This window comes from Acinetobacter sp. MD2, from assembly GCF_035615575.1.
Taxonomy (GTDB): Bacteria; Pseudomonadota; Gammaproteobacteria; order Pseudomonadales; family Moraxellaceae; genus Acinetobacter.
Window position 1 is genome coordinate 140,535 of record NZ_VTDK01000001.1, and the last position, 22,075, is coordinate 162,609.

Genomic DNA, 22,075 nt, shown 5'->3' on the forward strand with positions numbered 1-22,075 from the left:
TATACCCTAATATACGAAATTCTTACGTTATTTATGCGAATAAAATGTTATCTTTGCCTAAAATAATTCGATAAATCATTTCAAAATAGGAATAGGCGCATCTATGGTCGATAGCACTTTAAAGCGAATATTTATTTTGGCGGCGATAACGCTCATCATTTGGTTGATTTATATCCTGATACCTGTGGTATTACCTTTTGTTGGTGCATTTTTAATTGCTTACTTATTTAGTCCTTTGGTTAGTAAATTATCGCAATATCATATTCCTCGTTGGCTTTCGACGAGCATTGTGTTTTTAGGGATTGCGGTTGGATTGTTTTTTGCCATTTGGTTTGTCATTCCGTTGCTTTGGAAGCAAGCAATGTATGCTAAAAATAGTATTCCAGCAGGTATTAGCTGGGTGAATCATACTTTATTGCCGTGGGCGGAACGGACATTTCACCTTGAGCCAATGCGTTTAAATACAGACCAAATCTCAAATGCAGTGATGGGTTATGTGCAAACCAATTATAGTGTTGATAGTATTCAAGCGTTAGTTTTGAAACTTGCACAATCTGGACTCAATTTTATTCAGATTGGTGGAACTGTCGTGCTTGTACCTATTATTGCTTTTTACTTTTTGCTTGATTGGGAGCGAATGTTGCTGCAAATGCGTAGACTCATTCCACGACCTTATGAAGCATCAACAATGCGTATTGTTCGTGAATGTCATGGCGTATTAGGTGCATTTGTTAAAGGTCAATTTTTGGTGATGATTCTGCTTGGTGCAGTCTATGCAATTGGCTTGCAAGTTATAGGTTTAGAAGTTGGGCTAATTATTGGTATGGTTGCAGGTCTAGCCAGTATCATTCCATATTTAGGTTTTGCTGTCGGCATTATTGCTGCGGTGATTGCCACCTTGTTTCAATTTGGCATAGATTGGACGCATCTGCTATTAGTTGGTGTGGTCTTTATGATTGGACAGGTGATAGAGGGCTATATTTTACAGCCATTTTTATTGGGAGACAAAATTGGTTTGCCGCCTGTGGCTGTGGTGTTTGCTGTTTTGGCAGGAGCGCATTTGGGTGGAATTTTGGGTATGTTGGTGGCATTACCTGTGGCTGCAATTATTGTGGTATTACTCAAACATGCACGAGAATTTTATGAGAGCACCCCACTTTATGGCAAACCAAGTCCTTTAACAGATGCAGTTGTGGTCGAAAATGGACATGTGCAATTCAATACCAATAGTATTGATGTTGAGATCAAGATAAAATCTGAGCAAGACGCAGAAAAATCAAGTAAGATTCAATCAGATTAAAATAAATTGATAGGTACCTGTGTATTTATGCGTCAATTACAATTAGATATAGAACCTCAGCTTGATGCCCGAATTAGTGATTTTTCTGGGCCAAGTTGGGGGCATGTCATTGACGCAATCCGCCAGTTACATGCAGGGCTTATGAATCGATTTTATGTGTATGGTGGAGCAGGAACAGGGAAAAGTCATTTATTATCTGCGATTTGTGACTCTTATTTGGAAGTTGGGAAATCTGCAATTCAAGTATCTTTACTCGAGTTGCTTGATGCTCCTATTGACGCTATTACAGCACTTGAGCGGTATGACTTGGTTGCTTTAGATGATGTTGACGCAATTAGTGGTGTTCTTCATTGGCAAAAAGCGATTTTCCATTTAATTAATTATAATAACCAAGAAGGTGGGCAGTTGGTGTTTTCATCACGCCATGCTCCAATTGAGTTAAAATTAGAATTGCCTGATTTACAATCTCGTTTAACCCAAGCGGTCAGTGTAAAGTTGCCTAGTGGAAGCTTATATGCAGATCGACAAGCTTTGGTGATGTCGGTGTTGTTGCGGCGTGGGGTTCATTTAGATCAACAAATTATCGATTATTTATTAATACATGGTCCACATCAAGCATCGCAATTATTGCAAGCTGTTGAGCGATTAGAGAAATTACTCAAGGGTGAAAAAACCAAATTGTCACATGCAACTTTGCGTCAAATTTATGCGTTCATTGATGAATATCGGCAAGCACCGTAACTCACCCCAAATAGCTAATTTGCTTTAGTTGCTGGTTTTGATGACTGTTGTTTGAAATTTTTGAATATATTCTTGGCGAATGCTATTGCGCTCATCGACAGTCGTGGCATTCTGCATGCGTTCACGCATTTCTTGGCGTTGTTGCGTGCTCATTTGTTGCCATGCCTCACGCATTTTTTGTTGCTCTTGCTCAGGAAGCTGAGCAAACCAGTTCATGCGGTTCTCTAAACTCTCACTTTTTGTAGTTGGAAGATCTTTCAGGTTTTGATAGCGTGACAGTAATTGTTTTTGCTGATCTGTTGATAATTCATTCCAGTTATCATCAGTTTGAGCGATTGAGTCACTTTTGCTATGAAATGGCCAAAAGCGTTCAAAACCTGCAAATCCGGTTTGTAAAAATACCAAGCTAAAGAGGGCCAAGCCCCATTTTTTAACTGCCATGAGTGTTTTTATCCTCACCAAAAACCATGACCATTTCTAAATCTTCCATCATTTGTGGTGATAGCTTGTTGCTATTAATATTGATAACGACTTGTTCCGGCGATGACTGATGATGCAAGTCGAATGCACTTGGCAGAATTAAGAAACCTGCCACAGTTGCTGCAAGTGCAAAACTGGTCATTTTCCAAATATTTTGACGACGTTGGCGTTGTTTTTCGACTTGTGCGAGTACGTTGTGCATCACATCAGAGGTGTGCTCATGGTTCTGTGCAAGCCGATCAAGCTTTTTGGTTATCTGAGTTGCAAAATCATCATTTTTCTTCATGTGATGATCCTCCAATATGAGGGTTGAGGTGTGATAACGAGGCTCTTAAGCCTTGTAATGCACGGTGATAATGGGTTTTAACACTGCCTTCGCTACAATCCATGATTTTTGCAGTGGTTTGAATATCAAATCCTTCCCATGCTCTGAGCATAAAGGCTTGCTGCTGTCTAGGTGGTAGTTCTGCGACAGCGGCTTGAATTTCTGATGCTGTAGCTTGTTGAACTAAAGCTTCTGGTGGATTAATTTGTTGTTCATCTTCAATTTCTAAAAATTCATCTTCATCGAGTTGGTTTTTTTTTAAAAAAGAAAAAGGCTGTATACGACGGGCTTCTTTACGGCGCCAATCTTGTAATTTGTTATTTAAAATGGTGTAGAACAACGGATACCATTCGGTAATGGTTTTATCGGCATAGGATTTATGCAGTGCAATAAAAGCTTCTTGTACTAAATCCATTGCAATGCCATGTTGGCCTTTGGTTGCATTTTCCATCATAACCAAGGCACGACCTGTCACCTCTTGCATAAAATGCTTCAAGCGTTGTTCAACTGTACCCATTTGGATACTCGTGCGTTCGGTCTGACTCTCTTTTGGTGTTAGATCCATAGAGATGGAAAATCCTGTCATTGGATGCCCACCACACTTTTTGAATGAATATCTTTAAATAACGTTCAAAAAACAAGGAAGGTTGACAATTTGCGTAATTATTTTCAGTTTAAAGGAATTTTATTGCAAAAAGATAGGGTGATCAGGTAAACAAACAGCAAAGACCATAAAAATGGTATTTATTGTTTGTTTTTGAATCACCCATTGGAATCTTGCTTCGTTTTATTTATGCAAGACGTTGACGACTCATTTCAAATAAGCAAATAGAACCTGCTATCGCAACATTTAATGATTCTTGCCCACCTGGTTGTGGAATTGTCACTGCTTTGGCATGTGTAAGTGCAGTTTCTGAAGCGCCTTGACCTTCATTGCCTAAAATCCATGCACAAGCGTGTGTTAGGTCTTGCTTGTAAATGCTTTCAGGTTCGTGTGAGCTAGTCACAAAAACGGGAATTTGAAATTTAGGCAAAATTTGTGCTAAATCGACATTTTCATAGCAATGCAGTGAGAAGTGTGCGCCCATGCCGGCACGTAAAACTCGTGGCGACCATAATGCAGCTACGCCATGAGTGCAGACAATCTGTTTTACATTGGCAGCTGCAGCAGAGCGGAGCAGTGTACCGACATTGCCTGGGTCTTGTACGTTGTCTAAAATTAAAGTGTCGACATCAAATTGCAATGCATGGCTACTACGAGGCAAGTCAATAATCGTTAGGCAGGCTAAACTGGTGCCTAAGCCACTTAAATCTTTATATAAAACTTCGCTAATGACAAAAATATGTCCTGTATATTGTTCTTGAATTTGTTCGAAGTCGGGGTGTGCAAGTGCGGCTTCAGTAGTAAAAATAGACACAATCGGCTGTTGGGTTTGTAGCCATGCCAATGTTAAATGTGTACCTTCCAAAACCGTTTGTTGATGTTTCTTACGATATTGATTCTGTTCGATCAATGCGCGTAAATGTTTGATTTTTGGGTTGTCTTTTGATGCGATGTAGAGGATTGCCATAAGCTAAAAACCAATCGAGCATAAGCCATACAGACTTATGCTCGATATTAAAAAAGAGAAATAAAAATTAATGATAGCCAGTAACTAAATTAACTTCGTCGGTGGCACCTAAAATGACAGGAACACGCTGATGTAGTTCAGTTGGTTCAATTTCAAGAATACGCATACGACCTGTGGTTGCTGAGCCGCCCGCTTGTTCAATCATCATACTCATTGGGTTGGCTTCGTACATTAAGCGTAAACGACCTGCTTTTTCAGGGTTTTTAAGGTCGTAAGGGTACATAAAGATGCCACCGCGGCATAAGATACGGTGAATATCACCCACCATACATGCAACCCAACGCATGTTAAAATCTTTTTTACGAACCCCAGTTTTTCCTTCAAGTAATTCACCAATATAGCGTTGTACTGGTGCTTCCCAATGGCGCTGATTCGACATGTTAATCGCGAATTCTTGGGTTGAGGTGTCAATTGTAATATTATCTTTACTTAAAATAAATTCTTTACTGTCGATGTCAAACGTGAACAGTGCAACGCCTGCACCAATTGTTAAAGCAAGCATGGTCGACGGGCCATAGAGCACATAACCTGCTGCAACTTGATTTACACCAGGCTGCATGAAATCATTTGCTTGAGTAATGGTATTTTTAGCAGGTAAAATCGAGAAAATTGTTCCGACACACATGTTAATGTCAATGTTGCTCGAACCATCTAATGGGTCGAATAACACTAAATAATCACCATTTTCTTGCGCTGCAGTAAATGTATCTAACTCTTCAGAGGCTAATCCACCTACAGAAGGGTGAGATTGTAGGATATCAATTAATTCTTGGTTTGAAATAACATCAAGTTTTTTCTGCGTTTCACCTTGAATGTTTTCATTCTCAGCGCTTCCTAAAACTCCTTCGATTGCGCCTTTTTGCAATAAACGATCGATAATTTTACAGCTGTGAATAATCGCATGAATAACGCTAGCCAATGCTGGTGTTAGATTTCCCTTTTTTTGTTCTAAATAGCGGGATAACGTGATATTTGACATAATGGTATTGCTCCGAATCCTATGCGATTTTTTCGAGTCTAAACAGCTGCGCGCTATTTTAGATGAGAACGACCTAAAAAAGAAATTTTCTTGACATAAAACTGCATATTTTTCTATTTGAATTGTCAAAATAACATGCTATGTTTGAGTTTAGCCTAAATGAGCAAGAGGTATTCTACAATGACTACAAAAACCTTTGATGCGATGCCTACGCCTAGTGAAGCAATTGATTTTGAAGAAATTTCGGATGAGAAAGTTAAGTCTGCTTGGGCAGATTATGAGTCCAAGCCTGAATATAAAGACTTTAATAAACACGATTTAATTGAATCTATGCAGTCACGTAAGGTAAACGCAGAAAATACAAAAAAAGTACACCCTCATTAAAAAAGTCGCTCTAAATTTGAGCGACTTTTTTGCATCTAAAGCAAAAATGTTATTTAAGTAACGGTGGAACTGCTTCGTAGTTGATTTCTACGCGGCGGTTTTCCTTCCATGCTGCTTCGTCATGTCCTGGATTAACAGGCATCTCTTTACCATAGCTTACTGCTTCAAGTTGAGTCGCATTCACACCATAAGAAACCAAATAATTCAGTACAGCTTTGGCACGACGTTCACCAAGTGCCATGTTGTATTCACGTGTACCACGTTCATCGGTATGCCCAGTTAATGCAACTTTAGAACCTACGTTGGCTTTTAAAAATTGTGCATGTGCTTGCAGGGTTTGGTAGTCTGTTGGCGATAAATCGCTGCTGTCGTAGTTAAAATGCACCACACGCTGTGCTAAAAATGCACGATTTGCATCGGTGACGCCCTTTGCTGAAGCACCTTTTAAATTCTGTGCATCTAATGCTGCATCGTCACTTAATCCTGTGGTATTCACTGTGGTTACAGCAGTTGGTGTAGTCGTGCTATTGATCGGTGCAACAGGTTTACGGCTCGCACAGCCCGTCATTGCAATTGTCGAGGCAAGTGCAGGAATGATCAGTAGTTGTAATGCTTTCATTGTTCTACTCCATAAAAGTTCAGTATAGAAGAGGGATTATTTCGGTGCCCATGCAGGTTCGCGGACTTCACCTTGTTCGCTTGGTAAATTTAAACGGAATTGTCCATTGGTTGAAACAATGGAAAGTAAGCCGCGATTACCTTCGCGTGTTGCATAAACCACCATTTGCCCATTAGGGGAGAAGCTTGGTGATTCATCTAAACTGGTAGGCGTGACCAAATTGAGCACACCTGAGTTTAAATCTTGTAGTGCAATTTTAAAGCTGCTGCCAGCTTCGCGGTGTACCATAGCAAGTTTTGCACCATCTGCACTAATTGATCCACGTGCATTAAATCCACCACGGAAAGTAATGCGTTTGGTTATACCGTCTGCAAAGGTATAACGATAAATTTGTGGTGAACCACCACGGTCAGAGGTGAAAATAAATGCCTTACCATCAGGTGTGTAACGCGCTTCGGTGTCAATTGCAGAATCATTGGTGATACGCTCGACTTGACGGGTATTTAAATCCATTTGGTAGATGTCGGGATTACCATCCATTGAGGAGGTAAATAACATGGATTTACCATCGGGTGAGAAGCTTGGTGCACCATTTAAACCTGTAAAGTTAGCCAATACTTGGCGTTGACCTGTTGATAAATCTTGTAAATAAATAGCAGGACGTTTGCTCTCAAAAGAGACGTAGGCGATTTTTTTGCCATCAGGTGTCCATGCAGGCGATAAAATAGGTTGATGTGATGCCAAGACAGTAAATGGACGCTCGCCATCTGTGTCTGCAATTTGCAGCGTATAGCGTTGATTTGGTGTATTTGGGTTGCGTAGAACGTACGCAATCCGCCCGCTAAAATCACCTTGAATACCTGTGAGCGCTTGATAGATCGCATCACTAATGGTGTGTCCTGCTTGGCGTAAGCGAGACGTTGGAGCAGTCAGTTCTTCATTGAGCAAATATTGTTGTTTATTCACATCGTAGAGTTGATAGCGAATTTGATAGCTGTTGGCATCGGGCTGAGTGACTTTGCCGACCACGACATAAGGAATGCCGGCATTTTTCCAAGCATCAGCCTGAATTGAATCTAAGCTTGCTGAAGTTGGTAGATTTTGTGATGCGCTTGAGAAACGACCTGAACGATTTAAGTCATTTTCGACAATTGGAAATAAGTTCTGGTCGTTGTTAAACGGAACAATTGCAATTTTAGGTGCTTGGTCGGGTGCTTTGGCAATTTCTAAGTGCAATTGTGCCGAGGCTGTGGTGGAGAGGGTTTGTCCACAAATTGCCATAAGTGCTAAAGCAAGTAAATGTTTACGATTCATATTCATAGTGGTTATGTTCGCAGTTTTTAATAAAGTGGAATAAGATTTGAGATGTTCTAACTGTAAAACATCTCAATGTGAAGAACTACTATTTTGCTGTAAATGTCGCGCTAAAACTTCTTGCCTCGCGGCGCGCGTCAGGGTCACTTGGCATTGGGTAAGGCGCAGCTCTGCGTATCGCAGCTTCAACACTGGCTTTTACATCAGGGTCACTTGAGTTCACAATTGCAGAAACCACAGCACCTGAGTCACTTAAGGTGACACGAACATTGGCGGTTTTTCCTGTCGTGCCGGATGGGACATCCCAAATACCTTTAATTTTATTGGTAAAGTCCTTTTTCGCAGTTGATGCAATCCGTTTAACTTCAGCTTGTTTATTGGCAGCAGCCGTTTTTTCAGCGTCAGCTTTTGCTTGTGCATCGGCAGCAGCTTTAGCCTTCGCATCTGCTTCGGCTTTGTGTTTAGCGTCTAAAGCAGCTTTTGCTTTATCGGCCTGTTGTTTCTGTGCGAGTGCTTTGGCATCGGCAGCAGCTTTGGCCTTCGCATCTGCTTCGGCTTTGTGTTTAGCGTCTAAAGCAGCTTTTGCTTTATCGGCCTGTTGTTTCTGCGCGAGTGCTTTGGCATCGGCAGCAGCTTTGGCCTTCGCATCTGCTTCGGCTTTGTGTTTGGCATCTAAAGCAGCTTTTGCTTTATCGGCCTGTTGTTTCTGCGCGAGTGCTTTGGCATCGGCAGCAGCTTTGGCCTTCGCATCTGCTTCGGCTTTGTGTTTGGCATCTAAAGCAGCTTTTGCTTTATCGGCCTGTTGTTTTTGTGCAAGTGCTTTGGCATCGGCAGCAGCTTTAGCCTTCGCATCCGCTTCGGCTTTATGTTTAGCGTCTAAAGCAGCTTTTGCTTTATCGGCCTGTTGTTTTTGTGCGAGTGCTTTGGCATTAGCAGCAGCTTTGGCCTTCGCATCTGCTTCGGCTTTGTGTTTGGCATCTAAAGCAGCTTTACGTTGTGCCTCTTGATCTGTGTGTTGCTTTTGGGCGAGTGCTAATGCATCTGCGGTGGCTTTAGCTTTTTGCTCAGCTTCTACTTTGGCTTGTTGCAGTTGCTTTTCTTCAGCATGTTTTTTTTGCTGCTGTAAAAGTGCCTGAGCTTGCGCTTGAGCATTACTTCGTGTGTTTTCAACTGGTTCTGGCAGAGGTTCTGCTGTAGTTGCGGCAGGTGTATTGCTGCTTGGTTCAGGACTTGGTGCGGCTGAATCTGTATTGTTGGTTAAACTTTCAGGCGAAACAAGAAAGGTTTTAATTTGTTTGGGTGGCTCTGGTGGTTTACTTAAGCCCAAATACAGTAAAGCGACCACTGCAATGGTATGTACCCCAAGGGTAAAACCGATTGCAATGGCTTTTTGCTTAAAAGGTGGTTGCTGTGTTTGACGTTTGTTCATAACAACCTACTTCACAGGGGCTGTGAGTAAACCGACTTGCGATAAACCAGCATCTTGTAAATTTGCCATCAGTGCGACAACATCGCCATAAGGGCGAGATTGATCACCATTGACCAATACATTCAATTGCTGATTTCGTTGTTCAGCATCTTGCTGTGCTTGGCTTAACGTGGCTTTCAGTTCGTCTAAACTTAAAGCCTGATCATTTTTTTGATCTTTATAATCTAAATAATATTGACCATCGGCTTTTAAAGAAACAATGGCAGGCTTGTCTTTAGACTCAAATGGTGTGCTATTGGCTTTGGGCAGGTCGACTTTAATGCTGCTAGTAATCATGGGTGCAGTAACCATAAAAATGACCAAAAGCACCAACATAACATCAATGTATGGTACGACATTCATGTCGCTTTTGAGTGGTTTTTTAACTCGTGCAAACTTGCTAGAACGTCTTATTGGCATTATTCAGTTTCCTGTGTTGCCCCTAAAGATTGGCGTTGTAATAACGCAATCATTTCTTCAGAAAATAATGCACGATCGGCGTAAATGGTTTCGCTTTTTGCAGTAAAATGGTTAAAGGCAAGTACGGCAGGAATGGCAGAAAATAAACCGATTGCTGTGGCAATGAGTGCTTCTGCAATACCGGGTGCAACAGTTGCTAGGGTGACTTGTTCAACAGCTGCAAGGCCAATAAAGGCATTCATAATGCCCCAAACTGTACCAAACAAACCAACATACGGCGCAACCGAACCAATGCTTGCCAGTGAACCTAAACCATGTTCCATATTCGATTGGTCGCGGCTTAAGCCAACACTTAAAATACGCTCGGTACCTTCAATGTTTTGCGCCAAAGTCGCATGGCGTTTTTTTAGTTTTAAAAATTCGCCTAAACCATTATAGAAAATATCTTCAAGCCCAGAACGTTTTGAATTAAGCTGTGCATTGTTATACAAAGTGCTCAATTCTGCGCCAGACCAAAAGATTTTTTGAAAGTGTTCATCTTGTTTTTGGGCATTTTTAAAGCCTAAGTGCAACCTCGCAATTAAATACCAACTATATAAAGATGCGAGCAGTAACAGCAGCATGACCGTTTGAACAACAGGGCTTGCTTGCAAAATTAAATCGGAAATATGCAATGTTGAGGAAGTCACAGGATTTGCCATAGTAAAACGGTCACTTAATTGGATTCTTGCTCCATTTGAGCATGGATCAGATGTTTTAAATATTCAGGTAAACGGCGTGGACGCATGTCTTTGCTTAAACACGCTAATTCTACCTCACCCGAAGCTAGCAAGATTTCATCACGATAAATTTCTTGTTGCAATAAAAAAGACGCAGTTTTACAAGAAATAACACGTGCAGTAACAGTAATCAGGTTATCCATTAAAATTGGACGATGATATTTGATATCAATTTTATGCACGACAAAGTTGTAATCGGTTTGATGCCAATAATGATCTATGCCAGATGCACGTAGCCATTCAGTTCGGGTACGTTCCATATAACGAATATGATTGGCATGATACACAATGCCACCTGCATCGGTATCTTCAATATAAACGCGAATGTTGAACTCAAAACGATTAGCCATGAAAGTGTTCCATTATGATGATTCAGGAGGAGTCAATCCAAATTGCAAGTAGGATTGATTAGTGGCAATACGTCCGCGCGCAGTACGCATCACGTAGCCTTGTTGGATTAAATATGGTTCGATTACATCTTCAAGTGTGCCGCTGTCTTCTGCCATGGCAGCAGCTAAGGCCTCAACGCCTGCCGGGCCGCCATCAAAGCGTTCAAGCAACATGCTTAAATAACGACGGTCGAGTGTGTCTAAGCCTGCCTTATCGACATTGAGCATATCGAGTGCGCGTTGAGCCATTTCTTGAGTGACTTCACCTGTACCTTTGACTTGGGCATAGTCACGCACACGACGTAAAAGGCGGTTGGCAATTCGTGGTGTACCACGCGAACGGCGGGCAATTTCCTGCGCGCCTTCTTCGGTCATCGGTACATCCATTAAAAAGGCCGAACGTGCCACAATAGAGGTTAAATCTTCAACCGAGTAGAATTCTAAGCGTTGCACAATACCAAAACGGTCACGCAAAGGTGAGGTGAGTAAGCCTGCACGTGTTGTTGCGGCAACCAAGGTAAATGGCGGTAAATCGAGTTTGATTGAACGGGCAGCAGGGCCTTCACCAATCATGATATCCAGTTGGTAATCTTCCATCGCTGGATATAAAATTTCTTCAATGACTGGCGAAAGTCGATGAATTTCATCAATAAACAGTACGTCGCCTTCTTCAAGATTGGTCAGCAGTGCGGCTAAATCGCCCGCGCGTTCAAGCACAGGCCCTGAAGTAGATTTTAAATTGCCACCCATTTCGCGGGCAATAATATTGGCGAGGGTGGTTTTACCTAAGCCCGGTGGGCCAAAAATTAAGGTGTGGTCGAGTGCCTCACCGCGTCCACGTGCTGCACCAATAAAAATTTCCATTTGCTCGCGTACCACAGGCTGTCCGACATAATCTGCCAAAGTGGTCGGGCGAATGGCGCGATCTATTTGATCTTCTGGTTTTTCTGAACCGCTAATAATTCGATCTTGCATGGGCTTATTTCATCATCGATTTAAGGGCAGCACGAATTAAATCGGCAACATCGGTAAATTGGTCTTTGACCGCCGCAATGGCTTTTTGTGCTTCTAATGGTTTATAACCTAAAGACTGTAAGGCAGCTTCAGCTTCAGCCACAGCAGAGTGAGCAGAAAGTTGTACAGCATGGTTGCTACCGATTGCTGAACCCGCAGAAAGCGTTTTAATGCGGTCACGAAGTTCGATTAATAAACGCTCGGCAGTTTTTTTGCCCACACCTGGAATTTTAACCAAAGTGTTTACATCGTCATGTTCAATTGTTTGAATGAGAAGATCTACACTTAGCGTAGATAAAATACCCAAAGCCATTTTAGGTCCAACCCCATTTACTTTAAGTAATGTTCTAAAAAGTGTCTTTTCTTTGCTGTTACTAAAGCCATACAATTGTTGGGCATCTTCACGGACAGCCAAGTGTGTCCATAGTGTCACTTTTTGGCCCTTTTGTAATTGGCAAAATGTTGAAAGTGGTGTGTCGATTTCATAACCAACCCCATTCACATTTAAAAGTACCGTCGGGGCTTCTAGTGCAAAAACTTCGCCAATTAAACAACCAATCATGTGTGTTTCCTAATTAAAAAATACTGGTGCGATGACCTTGTAATACTTGTGCTAAATCGTAAGCCTGATGGTCTGAAAATTTACTAATAATGTCGAGTGCTTGCATAATATTTTGGTAGTGATTGCTTTCAAAATGCGCACCAAATTGCTGAAACAGCATCATTAAACTATTTTCTTTAAAACTTAAGGTTTTGTTGGGAACGGTGAGTGGCATAAATTCATCTAAGATATATTGCAGACTCATGTGTCCAATCACTTCAAGCTCAAGTTTTTCTTTGTGGCTAAAAATTTTCTGACGGGTGAGTTCTTTGGCCGCTTCAATACCAAGCGGAATATCTTGCGGGCAATATTGCAATAAACAACCTTTAAGTTGTCCAGATAAAATTTGTACTTGGTTTCGGGCAAAAGCGGTACTGACTTCATCTACCAGTCGTTTCATAACCCGACCACGTAGGGCCGCAATTTTTTGTTGCCATGTGGTCCACGGTAAAGAAAGTTCATGTGGAATACCAAAGTCGGCAATAAGATTTAAGAAAATTGGCTCGACTTCTTCATAGCTTAGAATATTTAAATTAATGCCATCTTCAAGGTCAATTAAGGCATAACAAATGTCGTCGGCGGCTTCAAGTAAATAAGTGAGCGGATGGCGGCTATAATGATAGTCACCCAATTGAATCAGTCCGAGCTGTTCGGCAATTTGTTTTAAAATTTCTTTTTCGGTGTGGTAGCAGCCAAATTTTGCCCGCATATGGGCAGGCTGATTGCCTTGTTCTGCAATGGTTTTAGATAACCACGGATATTTTAAATAAGCACCAAGTGTCGCCGAGGTCAGACGCATGCCACCATCGTTAGGATGATAGTCGGTGCGGGTAAGTAAACGTAAGCCTTGTGCATTGCCTTCAAATTGGCGGACATCAGCTTGTTCTTCTTCGCTTAACTGGTCTAAAAAGCCTGTTGTTGCTGCACGGTCAAACCATTCTCGAATCGAGTATTCACCCGCATGCCCAAATGGAGGATTCCCAATGTCGTGTGCTAGACAGGCTGCTTGAATAATCGCGCCCATATCGGCAGGCGAAATCCAAGCGGGTAGATCATCTTTAATTTTTTCAGCCGCCATCATGCCTAAAGAACGACCAATACAAGACACTTCAAGTGAGTGGGTGAGTCGAGTATGGACGCCATCGTTTTGAGTGAGTGGATGAACTTGTGTTTTACGGTTTAATTGTCTAAAGCTTTGTGAAAATATAATTCGATCATAATCTTTATGAAAAGGACTACGTCCTAGTTCATTGCTACTTTTTTTTGTGCCTAAACGAACTGCTGAAAGCAATTCTAACCAACGCATTTGTTTCATTAATTGTCTGAACATCCTTTGTAAAAATACATCATGCCAAAAAAGCCGCACAGACTCTAGTCTACAACGTCAGACCTTGTCGTGATGTGCTTGAATGCTTTATGAAGTGAAGATGTGTCATTTACATGACAACGTGTTAAAGATGAAGGATTAAAGCAGGATGGATGAAATTGGCTTGTATTGGGTGAACTGCGTCAATGGTTGGGGCGTACGTTGAGCTTTAATTTGCAAACGGAAGCTAAGATGGAAATATTTTTTGTATCAGATCGTTTGGGGTGAATTTTAAGTGAAGATAACTATCTAAATTTTCGATAAAAAATAAAGTGTGCTTCTCTTAATTTTTAGCATTGTTTTGATGGTTCATGCTAGCTCAAATCATAAATTCACAGTAGAATGTCGGCTCTCTATCAAGTCACATGGCGGCGACGTCCTAATCGACGAGCCCGTGGAGCCGAAATTAACATGTTTATCGTGGCCGGTGCCTCAGCGCATTCTTCTTTTAAGAAAACTCAGCTATTATCACGTTTATCGTCAATTAGTTCTGTTCTATCTTTTGATAGTCAGTGGGTTTATCTGTTTGATCAAGCGCTCAGCGAGCAGCAGCATCAGTCAGCTTTACAACTGCTGAACGATGGCGAAAGTTTTAGCTTGCGTCAGGCGGCAGAGGATGAAGTCCAGATTCTCGTCACGCCACGCTTAGGAACAATTTCCCCGTGGTCGTCGAAAGCAACCGATATTTTTAAAAACTGTAATACCCCGATCCACCGTTTGGAACGGGGTATTTTGTTTACGCTCAAAGGTATTTCAGAAGTCTCTGATGCACTTAAGCTTGCACTGCACGACCGTATGACAGAAAGCGTGTTTGCTCAGCTAGACGATGCTCAAGCATTGTTTGTTGAAACTGCACCAAAGCCATTAAATTCAATTGATGTGTTGGGTCAAGGTAAAGATGCTTTAGTGAAAGCGAACCAAGAATTTGGTTTTGCATTATCTGATGAAGAAATTGATTATTTAACTGCGGCATTTATTAAATTAGAGCGTAATCCAAACGACATCGAATTGATGATGTTTGCACAAGCAAACTCTGAACATTGTCGTCATAAAATTTTTAATGCTGAATGGACAATTGATGGTGAAAAACAGCCGTTGTCATTGTTCCAAATGATTAAAAACACCTACAAACAATCTCCTGCAGATGTATTGTCGGCATATAAAGACAATGCCTCGGTGATTGTGGGTTATGACACGATGCGCTTTTATCCAAAAGCAGATGATCAAGGTCATTTTGTTTATAAATATAAGAGCCAAGCTGCACATATTTTAATGAAGGTTGAAACCCATAACCATCCAACCGCGATAGCCCCATTTGCAGGTGCTGCGACAGGCTCTGGTGGTGAAATCCGTGATGAAGGTGCAACAGGCCGTGGTGGTAAGCCAAAAGCAGGTTTAACAGGTTTCACTGTTTCAAACTTGAATATTCCAGGCTTTGAACAGCCGTGGGAAGAACAATATGGCAAGCCTTCACGTATGGCTTCACCGTTACAAATTATGATTGAAGGCCCATTGGGTGGCGCGGCGTTTAACAACGAATTTGGTCGTCCTGCCTTAAATGGTTACTTCCGTACTTTTGAACAAAATGTGAATGGTGAAGTAAAAGGTTTCCATAAGCCCATTATGATTGCAGGCGGTTACGGTAACATTCGCCCTGATCATGTCGAAAAAGATCCGATCCAACCGGGTGATTTACTGATTGTGTTGGGCGGCCCTGCCATGTTAATTGGCTTGGGTGGCGGCGCAGCATCTTCAGTTGATAGCGGTACGATGGGTGAAAGCCTCGATTTTGCTTCGGTACAACGTGAAAACCCAGAAATGGAACGCCGTTGCCAAGAAGTTATTGATACTTGCTGGCGCATGGAAGATAACAACCCGATTGTTTCAGTCCATGACGTAGGTGCAGGTGGTGTGTCGAATGCAATGCCTGAGTTAGTGAATGATCACGAATTAGGTGCAGTGCTCAATTTACGTAAAATTCCATCGCTTGAACCGGGCATGAGCCCAATGGAAATTTGGTCGAACGAAGCGCAAGAGCGTTATGTGTTGGCGATTCATCCTGAATCTTTAGAATTATTTGAGTCGATTTGTGCGCGTGAACGTTGTCCGTTTGCGGTACTTGGCGAAGCAACTGAAGCACGTCATTTAACCGTAGAAGACCCATTGTTTGAAAACAATGCGGTGGATATGCCAATGCAAGTCATGTTGGGTGGTACACCACGCATGCAACGCTCGTACGAAAGTACTGAGCGTCAAGGCACCGACTTTGACGTTGCAGCAATTGACTTAAAAGACGCGATTTTCCGTGTACTTAAAAACCCAACGGTTGCCTCTAAATCGTTCTTAATCACCATTGGTGACCGCTCAATTACTGGTATGGTTGCCCGTGACCAAATGGTGGGTCGTTGGCAAGTGCCTGTCGCAGATGCTGCGGTAACTACTACAAGCTTACAAGGCTTTACTGGTGAAGCAATGGCGATGGGTGAACGTCCACCTGTAGCATTGTTAAATCCCGCTGCATCGGCACGTTTATCTGTTGCAGAAGCATTAACCAATATTGCATCGGCAAATATTGAACAATTGGGCGACATTAAATTATCGGCTAACTGGATGGCAGCTGCGGGTCAAAAAGGTGAAGATCAAGCCTTATTTGAAGCCGTTCGTACTATTGGTATGGAAATTTGCCCTGCGCTTGATATTGCCATTCCTGTAGGTAAAGACTCATTGTCAATGCGTACCACATGGAATGACCAAGGCGAAGATAAGTCGGTGACATCGCCAATGTCGCTGATCATTACCGCATTTGCACCTGTGAATGACGTGCGTAAAACCTTAACACCTGAGCTTAAAGCTGGTGATGAATCTGTCCTTGTGCGTATTGATTTATCTAAAGGTCAGTTCCGCTTAGGTGCGTCAATTTTAGCGCAAGTCTATAAAGCACTTGGCACAACTGCACCAGATGTTGACAGTTTTGATGATGTCAAAGCCTTCTTCGCTTTAGTGCAAGATTGGAATAATCGTGGCTTAATCCAAGCCTACCACGACATTGGTGATGGTGGCTTATTGGTAACCGTTGCAGAAATGATGTTTGCATCACGCTTAGGTGTGGCGCTTGAAACGCAAAGTATTGAAAGCTTATTTGCAGAAGAAATTGGCGCAGTGCTACAAATTAAAGCAGCAGACTGGGCGAATTTACAAGCTGAAATTGCAGCATCAAGCTTAAAAGATGCAATTACAGTTGTGGGTCAAGTCAACAATAGCGACCGTTTAAATGTGAATGATTTAGCGTTAACACGCGTTGAATTACAACAAGCATGGACAGAAGTGTCGCATCAAATTCAACGTTTACGTGACAACTCTGAAACGGCTGACCAAGAATTTGCCTTAATTGCAGATACAAATCATCAAGGTTTAATTGCAAAACCAACCTTCGACTTAAATGAAGCAATTGAAGCGCCATTCTTAAATTTACGCCGTCCAAATATGGCAATTTTACGTGAACAAGGCGTGAATGGTCATATTGAAATGGCAGCTGCGTTTGATAAAGCGGGTTTTAATACCATTGATGTTCACATGAGTGATTTGCTTGCAGGACGTATTGGTCTTGACGAGTTTGAAGGCTTAGTGGCATGTGGTGGCTTCTCTTACGGTGACGTATTAGGTGCAGGTGGCGGTTGGGCGAAATCTGTATTGTTCAATGGCAAATTACGCGACCAATTCGAAACCTTCTTTAACCGTGACAATACTTTTAGTTTGGGTATTTGTAATGGTTGCCAAATGTTGTCGCAACTTGCACCGTTAATTCCTGGTGCAGAAGATTGGGGACGTTTCCATCGTAATACTTCAGAAATGTTTGAAGCACGTAGCGTAAACGTACGTGTAGAAAAATCAAATTCTGTATTATTACAAGATATGGACGGCTCAATTTTACCAATTGCTGTTGCACATGGTGAAGGTCGCATGGTGGCAACTGCCGAGCAAATTGCCAACTTAAATGGTAATGACCAAGTGGTGTTACGTTATGTGGATAGCCAAGGTAATCCAACACAACATTACCCATTGAACCCAAATGGTTCACCTGAAGCGATTACAGGTTTAACTTCAAAAGATGGCCGTGCAACAGTCATGATGCCGCACCCTGAACGTACCTTCCGTGCTTTACAGCATTCTTGGAAGCCTGAAGATTGGCAAGAAGATGGTGCTTGGTTACGTATGTTCCGTAACGCACGTAAATTTATTGGTTAATCAAAATTTTGATGTATAAGAATGCCACCTTCGGGTGGCATTTTTATTAGAATAAACTCATAAATGACTAAAAAAGGTGTTTTTCAGTGAAAGTATTTTTATCAATTTTTATCGGTACAGTATTTTCAGTACTCGGAATTATTTTACTGTGCTTAGGAAAATTAGCAGGAGGATCAGCGGTTTCTTTAATTTTAGGTGGTGCACTTGTTGGATTAATTATTTTCTTTTCTAATGAAATTCAGGAGTTTTCTATAGCAGGACAGAGTGTTAAATTAAAGCAATTAAAATCTGAAGCAGAAGATACAATTGAAGATTTGAAAACAGCAAGGATAGCTATATTTAGACTATTAATTCGAAAGAGTATAGATTTTTCAGGTGGTTTTGCAGTGACATCTAAAGTAGATGAAAGAATTCCTGATTTTATAGTGTTATATAATGAAGTCAAAAAAAATAATTGTGCTATGGTATTAAAAGCCGATATTGAAAAAACACTTAGAGTTTTAATGGCTGTTCAATTTAATAACTTTAGTTTCATTCATGGTTTGCCACATAAATCTCCTAACGATTCTTTAGATGATTTATGGACACCACAAAAATTATCACTAAAATTAAAAGATTCGATGATTGCTAGACTGGTTGATGGGCAGAGTCCAAAACCTGAATTTGAAGTTATTAAACTAGATATTCATGATGCAATACGTGCCTATAGCGAATTATACATAATTTACAAAGAGCTATAGGCAGTAGAAGAACCTTAAAGTAAGAGGAAGTATATTGATGCTCAAACTCATCTACTATGTTCCCGAATCTCACCTAGAAAGTACCAAAGCTGCTATTTTTAATGCAGGCGCAGGCGGTATTGGCAATTATGAACATTGTGCATGGCAAGTCAAAGGCATGGGACAATTCAAACCGATTCATGGTGCGAATCCATTCTTCGGGCAGCTAGACCAATTAGAACACGTTGAAGAGTGGCGTGTTGAAACCATTGTGGAAGACGTCCATGCGAAGCGAGTCGCACAGGCACTTAAAGCAAGCCATCCTTATGAAGAGCCTGCTTTTGAGTTTTTGCAGATTTTAAGCTTTGACTAAAACTGCGTTAAATCTTTTGAATAAATAAATTACGGTCAAAACGTAATTGTGGCCAAAATACGCCGTCTTCAGCACGTTCGCCTGCGGCAATAACCATAACAGGGTATTCTTCACTGTTTAGCTTTAAAATTTTGCGCACATGCGATTCATCAAAACCCTCCATCATGCAACTGTCAAAACCATAAGCACGCAGTGCCAAAACTAAGTTTTCACAGGCTAGAGCAGTGCTTTTTACCGCCCATAATGTGCGGTCAGCAGGGCTAAAGGCAGTAATAGGAAGTGCTGTAAATTTACTGGCGATGCCATAAGCCAGTTTTTTGGCATGCCCAATGCTGTTAAAAGCACCTGTTTTATAATTATAACCAATGAAACGATAGTAACTTTTTACAGCTTTTGGTACTTCGGGTAAGGTAAATTGGCGGATATTTTCTGCAGCCAGTTCATCAATACGGTCTGTTCGTGCCACACAAACAATGAGTTCTGCGGCGGTACGTGCGGCAAGTTGTCCCATGCAGGCTTTCACTAACGCTTTTTTAGGTGCTTCAGATTGCACCACATAAAACATCCACGGTTGTAAATTCGATGAATTCGGTGCGAGTAGGGCAAGATCTAGGCAATCTTGTAAGATTTCATCTGGAATTTGTGTTTGTGTAAATTTACGTACCGAACGGCGACTTTGAACGACTTGCTTAAATGCATCGGCATCGGTTATTGCTGCAGCTTCAAAATAGCGTGATTTTTCTTGCTTTTCATGTGTCATGATGGATTGCCAAACATTGAATATGATTTAGCTTAGCATTGATAAAATAAAAAAGGGAAGGCTATAAGTGAAACAGACATCACGGTGGATGTCTGCTTTTTGATTGAATTAGTTAAATTGTGAGAAATCAGGTGTGCGTTTCTCTAAAAAGGCTTGGACTGCTTCACGTAATTCAGGTGATTGAACGCGCTGCATAAAAATTTCAGCTTCAATATCAATGTGTTCTAAAATACTATTTAAATCTTTTTTCATTAAAGATTTGCTGAGTTTTAAAGATGCAATTGGAAGTTGTGCCAATTTTTGTGCTGTGGTTTCGGCATAACCATAGACATTTTTATCACCCAAAGCCATTAAGTGATATGGTGCACGGGTATTATCTTCGGCAAAAACTTGGTTCACTAAGCCGTATTTCTCCGCAGTTGCAGCATCAAATTTATCGGCTGTGAGGAGTAATTCTGCCGCGCGATGATAGCCCATCTGTTCTACCATGAGTTTCCCCGCCGCACCTTCAGGAGATAACCCTAAGCTGACAAATGGAAGTTGGAAAATGGCAGATTCATCAGCATAAGCTAAATCTGCATGTAGCAGTAAAGTCACGCCAATACCAATTGCAACGCCTTTAACCGCCACAATAAATGGCTTTGAAAAACGTGCTACGGCTTTAAGCAAAACAAAAGGTGGTTCATCACCCGCAAGGCCTTCAAGTGGTTTGTCGATAGATGCCAAGAAATCACGCATGTCATTGCCTGCGGTAAAATCTTGCTCTGCACCGCGTAAAATAATGACACGAACATCATCGCTAGCATCTGCTTCATCAATCGCTTGTGCAATCCACAAATACAGCTCTTTATATAAAGCATTTTTAGCAGAAGGGCGGTCAATTGCCAAAGTAAGAACACCTTTTTCAAGACTGGCAATTAAATGTTGGTGTGGCTTAAGAATACAATTAAGCATTGTCATATCTGTTCCTTTTTACAGTATTGTCCGTGATTTTCAGTATTTAAGTTGTTATGCTTGCAACGCTATTTTTCACATGCTGACCACCCAAAAAGCTGACGGCTGTCATGGAATATCCTTATGTATCATCTTGATTATCTTGTTTTCATTGGTCGTTTTCAACCATTTCATTTGGCGCATTTACAAACGGTTCAAATTGCGCTAAGTCAGAGTAAAAAAGTATTGATTGGTTTGGGGTCGGTACAGTCTGAGCGCAGCTTAAAAAATCCATTTTTAGCCTGTGAACGTGAACGTATGATTTTAAGTAATTTCAGTGTTGAAGATCAGGAACGGATTGAGTTTATTCATATTATTGATGTGTATAACGACCAAAAATGGGTGACATTAGTTAAGCAGTTAGTCCATGAAAAAATAGGTGACGCTTGTAAAATTGGACTAATCGGTCATTTTAAAGATGACTCATCTTATTATTTGGCTTTATTTCCAAACTGGAAGTTGGTGGAACTTGAAAGCCTAGAAAATTCTATTTCTGCGACACCTTTACGGGAAGCTTATTATGCTGGGGAAATTCAGCGCCAATTTTTCCCGCAAGGAACGATCCAATTTCTAGAAAATTTTCAAAAAAGTACAGCTTTTAAACAGTTGCAACAGCAATTTTTAGCTGAGCGTTCATTACAATAAAATATGAAAAAACCAGTATTTTCAAATACTGGTTTTCAACATTATGCTGTTGCACCTTGAAGTGCTTTTAGGTCGGTTAACACTTGTTCTGCATGACCTGCTGCCTTCACTTTACGGTATTCTTTAACCAATTTGCCTTGATGGAAAATAAAAGTTGAGCGTTCAATGCCAAATACTTTTTTACCGTACATATTTTTTTCTTTAATAACATCAAAAACTTGACATAGCACTTCTTCTTTATCACTAATCAGTTCAATGCTTAAATTTTGTTTAGCAGTAAAGTTTTGATGTGCTTTGACTGAATCACGTGATACACCAACGACTTGTGTATTCAGCGCTGCAAATTGGGTATTCAAACAGCTAAAATCTACCGCTTGAACCGTACAACCTGGGGTTGAATCTTTCGGGTAAAAATAAACAATCAACCAAGATGTGTCGATTTGAGTGAGATTGATTTCGCCTGATGTCGTGGCAAAAACTTGATTAGGTAATTGAATATCTTGCATATATTCCTCTTAGATAAAAAACAA

The 22,075-nt window shown here is 41.1% G+C and carries 24 protein-coding genes; 7 read left to right on the forward strand and 17 right to left on the reverse strand.

Features of this window, described 5'->3' with window-relative positions:
- Positions 1-103 precede the first annotated feature (103 nt).
- The gene (gene cxpE / locus FXN70_RS00625) at positions 104-1,300 is read left to right on the forward strand and encodes a chloramphenicol efflux transporter CxpE (protein WP_324645486.1); all 1,197 of its coding nucleotides are present in this window, start codon (positions 104-106) and stop codon (positions 1,298-1,300) included.
- Positions 1,301-1,327: 27 nt separating this feature from the next.
- Positions 1,328-2,041 carry a DnaA regulatory inactivator Hda gene (gene hda, locus FXN70_RS00630; RefSeq protein ID WP_324645487.1) on the forward strand — a complete coding sequence of 238 codons (714 nt, stop codon included), beginning with the start codon at positions 1,328-1,330 and terminating at the stop codon, positions 2,039-2,041.
- 24 nt (positions 2,042-2,065) lie between these two features.
- Here hda and FXN70_RS00635 read toward each other — a convergent pair whose 3' ends face one another.
- The 5 genes from FXN70_RS00635 to FXN70_RS00655 all read right to left on the reverse strand — a co-directional run bounded on the left by FXN70_RS00635 (position 2,066) and on the right by FXN70_RS00655 (position 5,456).
- Complete coding sequence (locus FXN70_RS00635) at positions 2,066-2,482, reverse strand: DUF3106 domain-containing protein (RefSeq protein WP_324645488.1); 417 nt, start codon at positions 2,480-2,482, stop codon at positions 2,066-2,068.
- Positions 2,472-2,807, reverse strand: coding sequence for a hypothetical protein (locus FXN70_RS00640; RefSeq protein ID WP_324645489.1), 336 nt, complete (start codon positions 2,805-2,807; stop codon positions 2,472-2,474). The genes FXN70_RS00635 and FXN70_RS00640 overlap by 11 nt, the downstream gene beginning before the upstream one ends.
- Positions 2,794-3,432: an RNA polymerase sigma factor gene (locus tag FXN70_RS00645; protein ID WP_324645490.1), complete on the reverse strand. Its 639-nt coding sequence runs from the start codon at positions 3,430-3,432 to the stop codon at positions 2,794-2,796. The genes FXN70_RS00640 and FXN70_RS00645 overlap by 14 nt, the downstream gene beginning before the upstream one ends.
- Before the next feature lie 205 nt (positions 3,433-3,637).
- The gene (locus tag FXN70_RS00650) at positions 3,638-4,417 is read right to left on the reverse strand and encodes an RNA methyltransferase (RefSeq protein WP_324645491.1); all 780 of its coding nucleotides are present in this window, start codon (positions 4,415-4,417) and stop codon (positions 3,638-3,640) included.
- A 67-nt stretch (positions 4,418-4,484) separates the two neighbouring features.
- On the reverse strand, positions 4,485-5,456 hold the full coding sequence (locus FXN70_RS00655; protein WP_324645492.1) for a class 1 fructose-bisphosphatase: 972 nt from the start codon (positions 5,454-5,456) through the stop codon (positions 4,485-4,487).
- Between the two features lie 180 nt (positions 5,457-5,636).
- On the opposite strand from FXN70_RS00655, the gene FXN70_RS00660 reads away from it, so the two are divergent.
- Positions 5,637-5,840, forward strand: a complete 204-nt coding sequence (locus FXN70_RS00660; RefSeq protein WP_324645493.1) for an NF038105 family protein — start codon at positions 5,637-5,639, stop codon at positions 5,838-5,840.
- 49 nt (positions 5,841-5,889) lie between these two features.
- Here FXN70_RS00660 and pal read toward each other — a convergent pair whose 3' ends face one another.
- The 9 genes from pal to FXN70_RS00705 all read right to left on the reverse strand — a co-directional run bounded on the left by pal (position 5,890) and on the right by FXN70_RS00705 (position 13,759).
- Entirely contained in the window at positions 5,890-6,459 is a 570-nt protein-coding gene (gene pal / locus FXN70_RS00665) for a peptidoglycan-associated lipoprotein Pal (RefSeq protein WP_324645494.1), read from the reverse strand.
- A 36-nt stretch (positions 6,460-6,495) separates the two neighbouring features.
- The gene (gene tolB / locus FXN70_RS00670) at positions 6,496-7,779 is read right to left on the reverse strand and encodes a Tol-Pal system beta propeller repeat protein TolB (protein WP_324645495.1); all 1,284 of its coding nucleotides are present in this window, start codon (positions 7,777-7,779) and stop codon (positions 6,496-6,498) included.
- 82 nt (positions 7,780-7,861) lie between these two features.
- Positions 7,862-9,202, reverse strand: a complete 1,341-nt coding sequence (gene tolA / locus FXN70_RS00675; RefSeq protein ID WP_324645496.1) for a cell envelope integrity protein TolA — start codon at positions 9,200-9,202, stop codon at positions 7,862-7,864.
- Positions 9,203-9,208: 6 nt separating this feature from the next.
- Positions 9,209-9,661, reverse strand: coding sequence for a protein TolR (tolR, locus tag FXN70_RS00680; RefSeq protein WP_324645497.1), 453 nt, complete (start codon positions 9,659-9,661; stop codon positions 9,209-9,211).
- Complete coding sequence (gene tolQ / locus FXN70_RS00685; RefSeq protein WP_324645498.1) at positions 9,661-10,362, reverse strand: protein TolQ; 702 nt, start codon at positions 10,360-10,362, stop codon at positions 9,661-9,663. The genes tolR and tolQ overlap by 1 nt, the downstream gene beginning before the upstream one ends.
- A 14-nt stretch (positions 10,363-10,376) precedes the next feature.
- Positions 10,377-10,790 carry a tol-pal system-associated acyl-CoA thioesterase gene (gene ybgC / locus FXN70_RS00690; protein WP_324625711.1) on the reverse strand — a complete coding sequence of 138 codons (414 nt, stop codon included), beginning with the start codon at positions 10,788-10,790 and terminating at the stop codon, positions 10,377-10,379.
- A 12-nt stretch (positions 10,791-10,802) separates the two neighbouring features.
- Entirely contained in the window at positions 10,803-11,804 is a 1,002-nt protein-coding gene (gene ruvB, locus FXN70_RS00695; protein WP_324645499.1) for a Holliday junction branch migration DNA helicase RuvB, read from the reverse strand.
- Between the two features lie 4 nt (positions 11,805-11,808).
- Positions 11,809-12,405 (reverse strand): Holliday junction branch migration protein RuvA, encoded by a 597-nt coding sequence (ruvA, locus tag FXN70_RS00700; protein ID WP_324645500.1) that lies wholly within the window; start codon positions 12,403-12,405, stop codon positions 11,809-11,811.
- Positions 12,406-12,418: 13 nt separating this feature from the next.
- A complete protein-coding gene (locus FXN70_RS00705; RefSeq protein ID WP_324645501.1) occupies positions 12,419-13,759 on the reverse strand; it encodes a deoxyguanosinetriphosphate triphosphohydrolase in 1,341 nt (446 codons plus the stop codon).
- A 462-nt stretch (positions 13,760-14,221) separates the two neighbouring features.
- Here FXN70_RS00705 and purL point away from each other — a divergent pair, with 462 nt between their 5' ends.
- The 3 genes from purL to FXN70_RS00720 all read left to right on the forward strand — a co-directional run bounded on the left by purL (position 14,222) and on the right by FXN70_RS00720 (position 19,147).
- Complete coding sequence (gene purL, locus FXN70_RS00710) at positions 14,222-18,055, forward strand: phosphoribosylformylglycinamidine synthase (protein ID WP_324645502.1); 3,834 nt, start codon at positions 14,222-14,224, stop codon at positions 18,053-18,055.
- A gap of 86 nt (positions 18,056-18,141) precedes the next feature.
- Complete coding sequence (locus tag FXN70_RS00715) at positions 18,142-18,795, forward strand: hypothetical protein (RefSeq protein ID WP_324645503.1); 654 nt, start codon at positions 18,142-18,144, stop codon at positions 18,793-18,795.
- A gap of 37 nt (positions 18,796-18,832) precedes the next feature.
- Positions 18,833-19,147: an NGG1p interacting factor NIF3 gene (locus FXN70_RS00720; RefSeq protein WP_324645504.1), complete on the forward strand. Its 315-nt coding sequence runs from the start codon at positions 18,833-18,835 to the stop codon at positions 19,145-19,147.
- Positions 19,148-19,154: 7 nt separating this feature from the next.
- Here FXN70_RS00720 and FXN70_RS00725 read toward each other — a convergent pair whose 3' ends face one another.
- Together FXN70_RS00725 and FXN70_RS00730 are read right to left on the reverse strand one after the other, a co-directional pair.
- The gene (locus FXN70_RS00725) at positions 19,155-19,907 is read right to left on the reverse strand and encodes a nitroreductase family protein (RefSeq protein WP_324645505.1); all 753 of its coding nucleotides are present in this window, start codon (positions 19,905-19,907) and stop codon (positions 19,155-19,157) included.
- 108 nt (positions 19,908-20,015) lie between these two features.
- Positions 20,016-20,861: an enoyl-CoA hydratase-related protein gene (locus FXN70_RS00730; protein WP_420714354.1), complete on the reverse strand. Its 846-nt coding sequence runs from the start codon at positions 20,859-20,861 to the stop codon at positions 20,016-20,018.
- A gap of 123 nt (positions 20,862-20,984) precedes the next feature.
- On the opposite strand from FXN70_RS00730, the gene FXN70_RS00735 reads away from it, so the two are divergent.
- On the forward strand, positions 20,985-21,545 hold the full coding sequence (locus tag FXN70_RS00735) for a nicotinate-nicotinamide nucleotide adenylyltransferase (RefSeq protein WP_324645507.1): 561 nt from the start codon (positions 20,985-20,987) through the stop codon (positions 21,543-21,545).
- 41 nt (positions 21,546-21,586) lie between these two features.
- On the opposite strand, the gene FXN70_RS00740 is transcribed toward FXN70_RS00735, so the two are convergent.
- On the reverse strand, positions 21,587-22,051 hold the full coding sequence (locus FXN70_RS00740) for a peroxiredoxin (RefSeq protein ID WP_324645508.1): 465 nt from the start codon (positions 22,049-22,051) through the stop codon (positions 21,587-21,589).
- Between the last annotated feature and the right edge of the window lie 24 nt (positions 22,052-22,075).

Coding starts and splice junctions, on each gene's coding strand:
- FXN70_RS00650 (WP_324645491.1), bottom strand. CDS start 4,417: ATGGCAATCCTCTACATCGCATCAAAAGACAACCCAAAAATCAAACAT.
- FXN70_RS00655 (WP_324645492.1), bottom strand. CDS start 5,456: ATGTCAAATATCACGTTATCCCGCTATTTAGAACAAAAAAAGGGAAAT.
- FXN70_RS00740 (WP_324645508.1), bottom strand. CDS start 22,051: ATGCAAGATATTCAATTACCTAATCAAGTTTTTGCCACGACATCAGGC.
- FXN70_RS00720 (WP_324645504.1), top strand. CDS start 18,833: ATGCTCAAACTCATCTACTATGTTCCCGAATCTCACCTAGAAAGTACC.
- FXN70_RS00725 (WP_324645505.1), bottom strand. CDS start 19,907: ATGACACATGAAAAGCAAGAAAAATCACGCTATTTTGAAGCTGCAGCA.
- hda (WP_324645487.1), top strand. CDS start 1,328: ATGCGTCAATTACAATTAGATATAGAACCTCAGCTTGATGCCCGAATT.
- tolR (WP_324645497.1), bottom strand. CDS start 9,661: ATGCCAATAAGACGTTCTAGCAAGTTTGCACGAGTTAAAAAACCACTC.
- FXN70_RS00735 (WP_324645507.1), top strand. CDS start 20,985: ATGTATCATCTTGATTATCTTGTTTTCATTGGTCGTTTTCAACCATTT.
- FXN70_RS00645 (WP_324645490.1), bottom strand. CDS start 3,432: ATGACAGGATTTTCCATCTCTATGGATCTAACACCAAAAGAGAGTCAG.
- purL (WP_324645502.1), top strand. CDS start 14,222: ATGTTTATCGTGGCCGGTGCCTCAGCGCATTCTTCTTTTAAGAAAACT.
- pal (WP_324645494.1), bottom strand. CDS start 6,459: ATGAAAGCATTACAACTACTGATCATTCCTGCACTTGCCTCGACAATT.
- FXN70_RS00730 (WP_420714354.1), bottom strand. CDS start 20,861: ATGCTTAATTGTATTCTTAAGCCACACCAACATTTAATTGCCAGTCTT.
- tolQ (WP_324645498.1), bottom strand. CDS start 10,362: ATGGCAAATCCTGTGACTTCCTCAACATTGCATATTTCCGATTTAATT.
- ruvB (WP_324645499.1), bottom strand. CDS start 11,804: ATGCAAGATCGAATTATTAGCGGTTCAGAAAAACCAGAAGATCAAATA.
- cxpE (WP_324645486.1), top strand. CDS start 104: ATGGTCGATAGCACTTTAAAGCGAATATTTATTTTGGCGGCGATAACG.
- FXN70_RS00635 (WP_324645488.1), bottom strand. CDS start 2,482: ATGGCAGTTAAAAAATGGGGCTTGGCCCTCTTTAGCTTGGTATTTTTA.
- FXN70_RS00640 (WP_324645489.1), bottom strand. CDS start 2,807: ATGAAGAAAAATGATGATTTTGCAACTCAGATAACCAAAAAGCTTGAT.
- FXN70_RS00660 (WP_324645493.1), top strand. CDS start 5,637: ATGACTACAAAAACCTTTGATGCGATGCCTACGCCTAGTGAAGCAATT.
- FXN70_RS00705 (WP_324645501.1), bottom strand. CDS start 13,759: ATGAAACAAATGCGTTGGTTAGAATTGCTTTCAGCAGTTCGTTTAGGC.
- ybgC (WP_324625711.1), bottom strand. CDS start 10,790: ATGGCTAATCGTTTTGAGTTCAACATTCGCGTTTATATTGAAGATACC.
- tolA (WP_324645496.1), bottom strand. CDS start 9,202: ATGAACAAACGTCAAACACAGCAACCACCTTTTAAGCAAAAAGCCATT.
- tolB (WP_324645495.1), bottom strand. CDS start 7,779: ATGAATATGAATCGTAAACATTTACTTGCTTTAGCACTTATGGCAATT.
- ruvA (WP_324645500.1), bottom strand. CDS start 12,405: ATGATTGGTTGTTTAATTGGCGAAGTTTTTGCACTAGAAGCCCCGACG.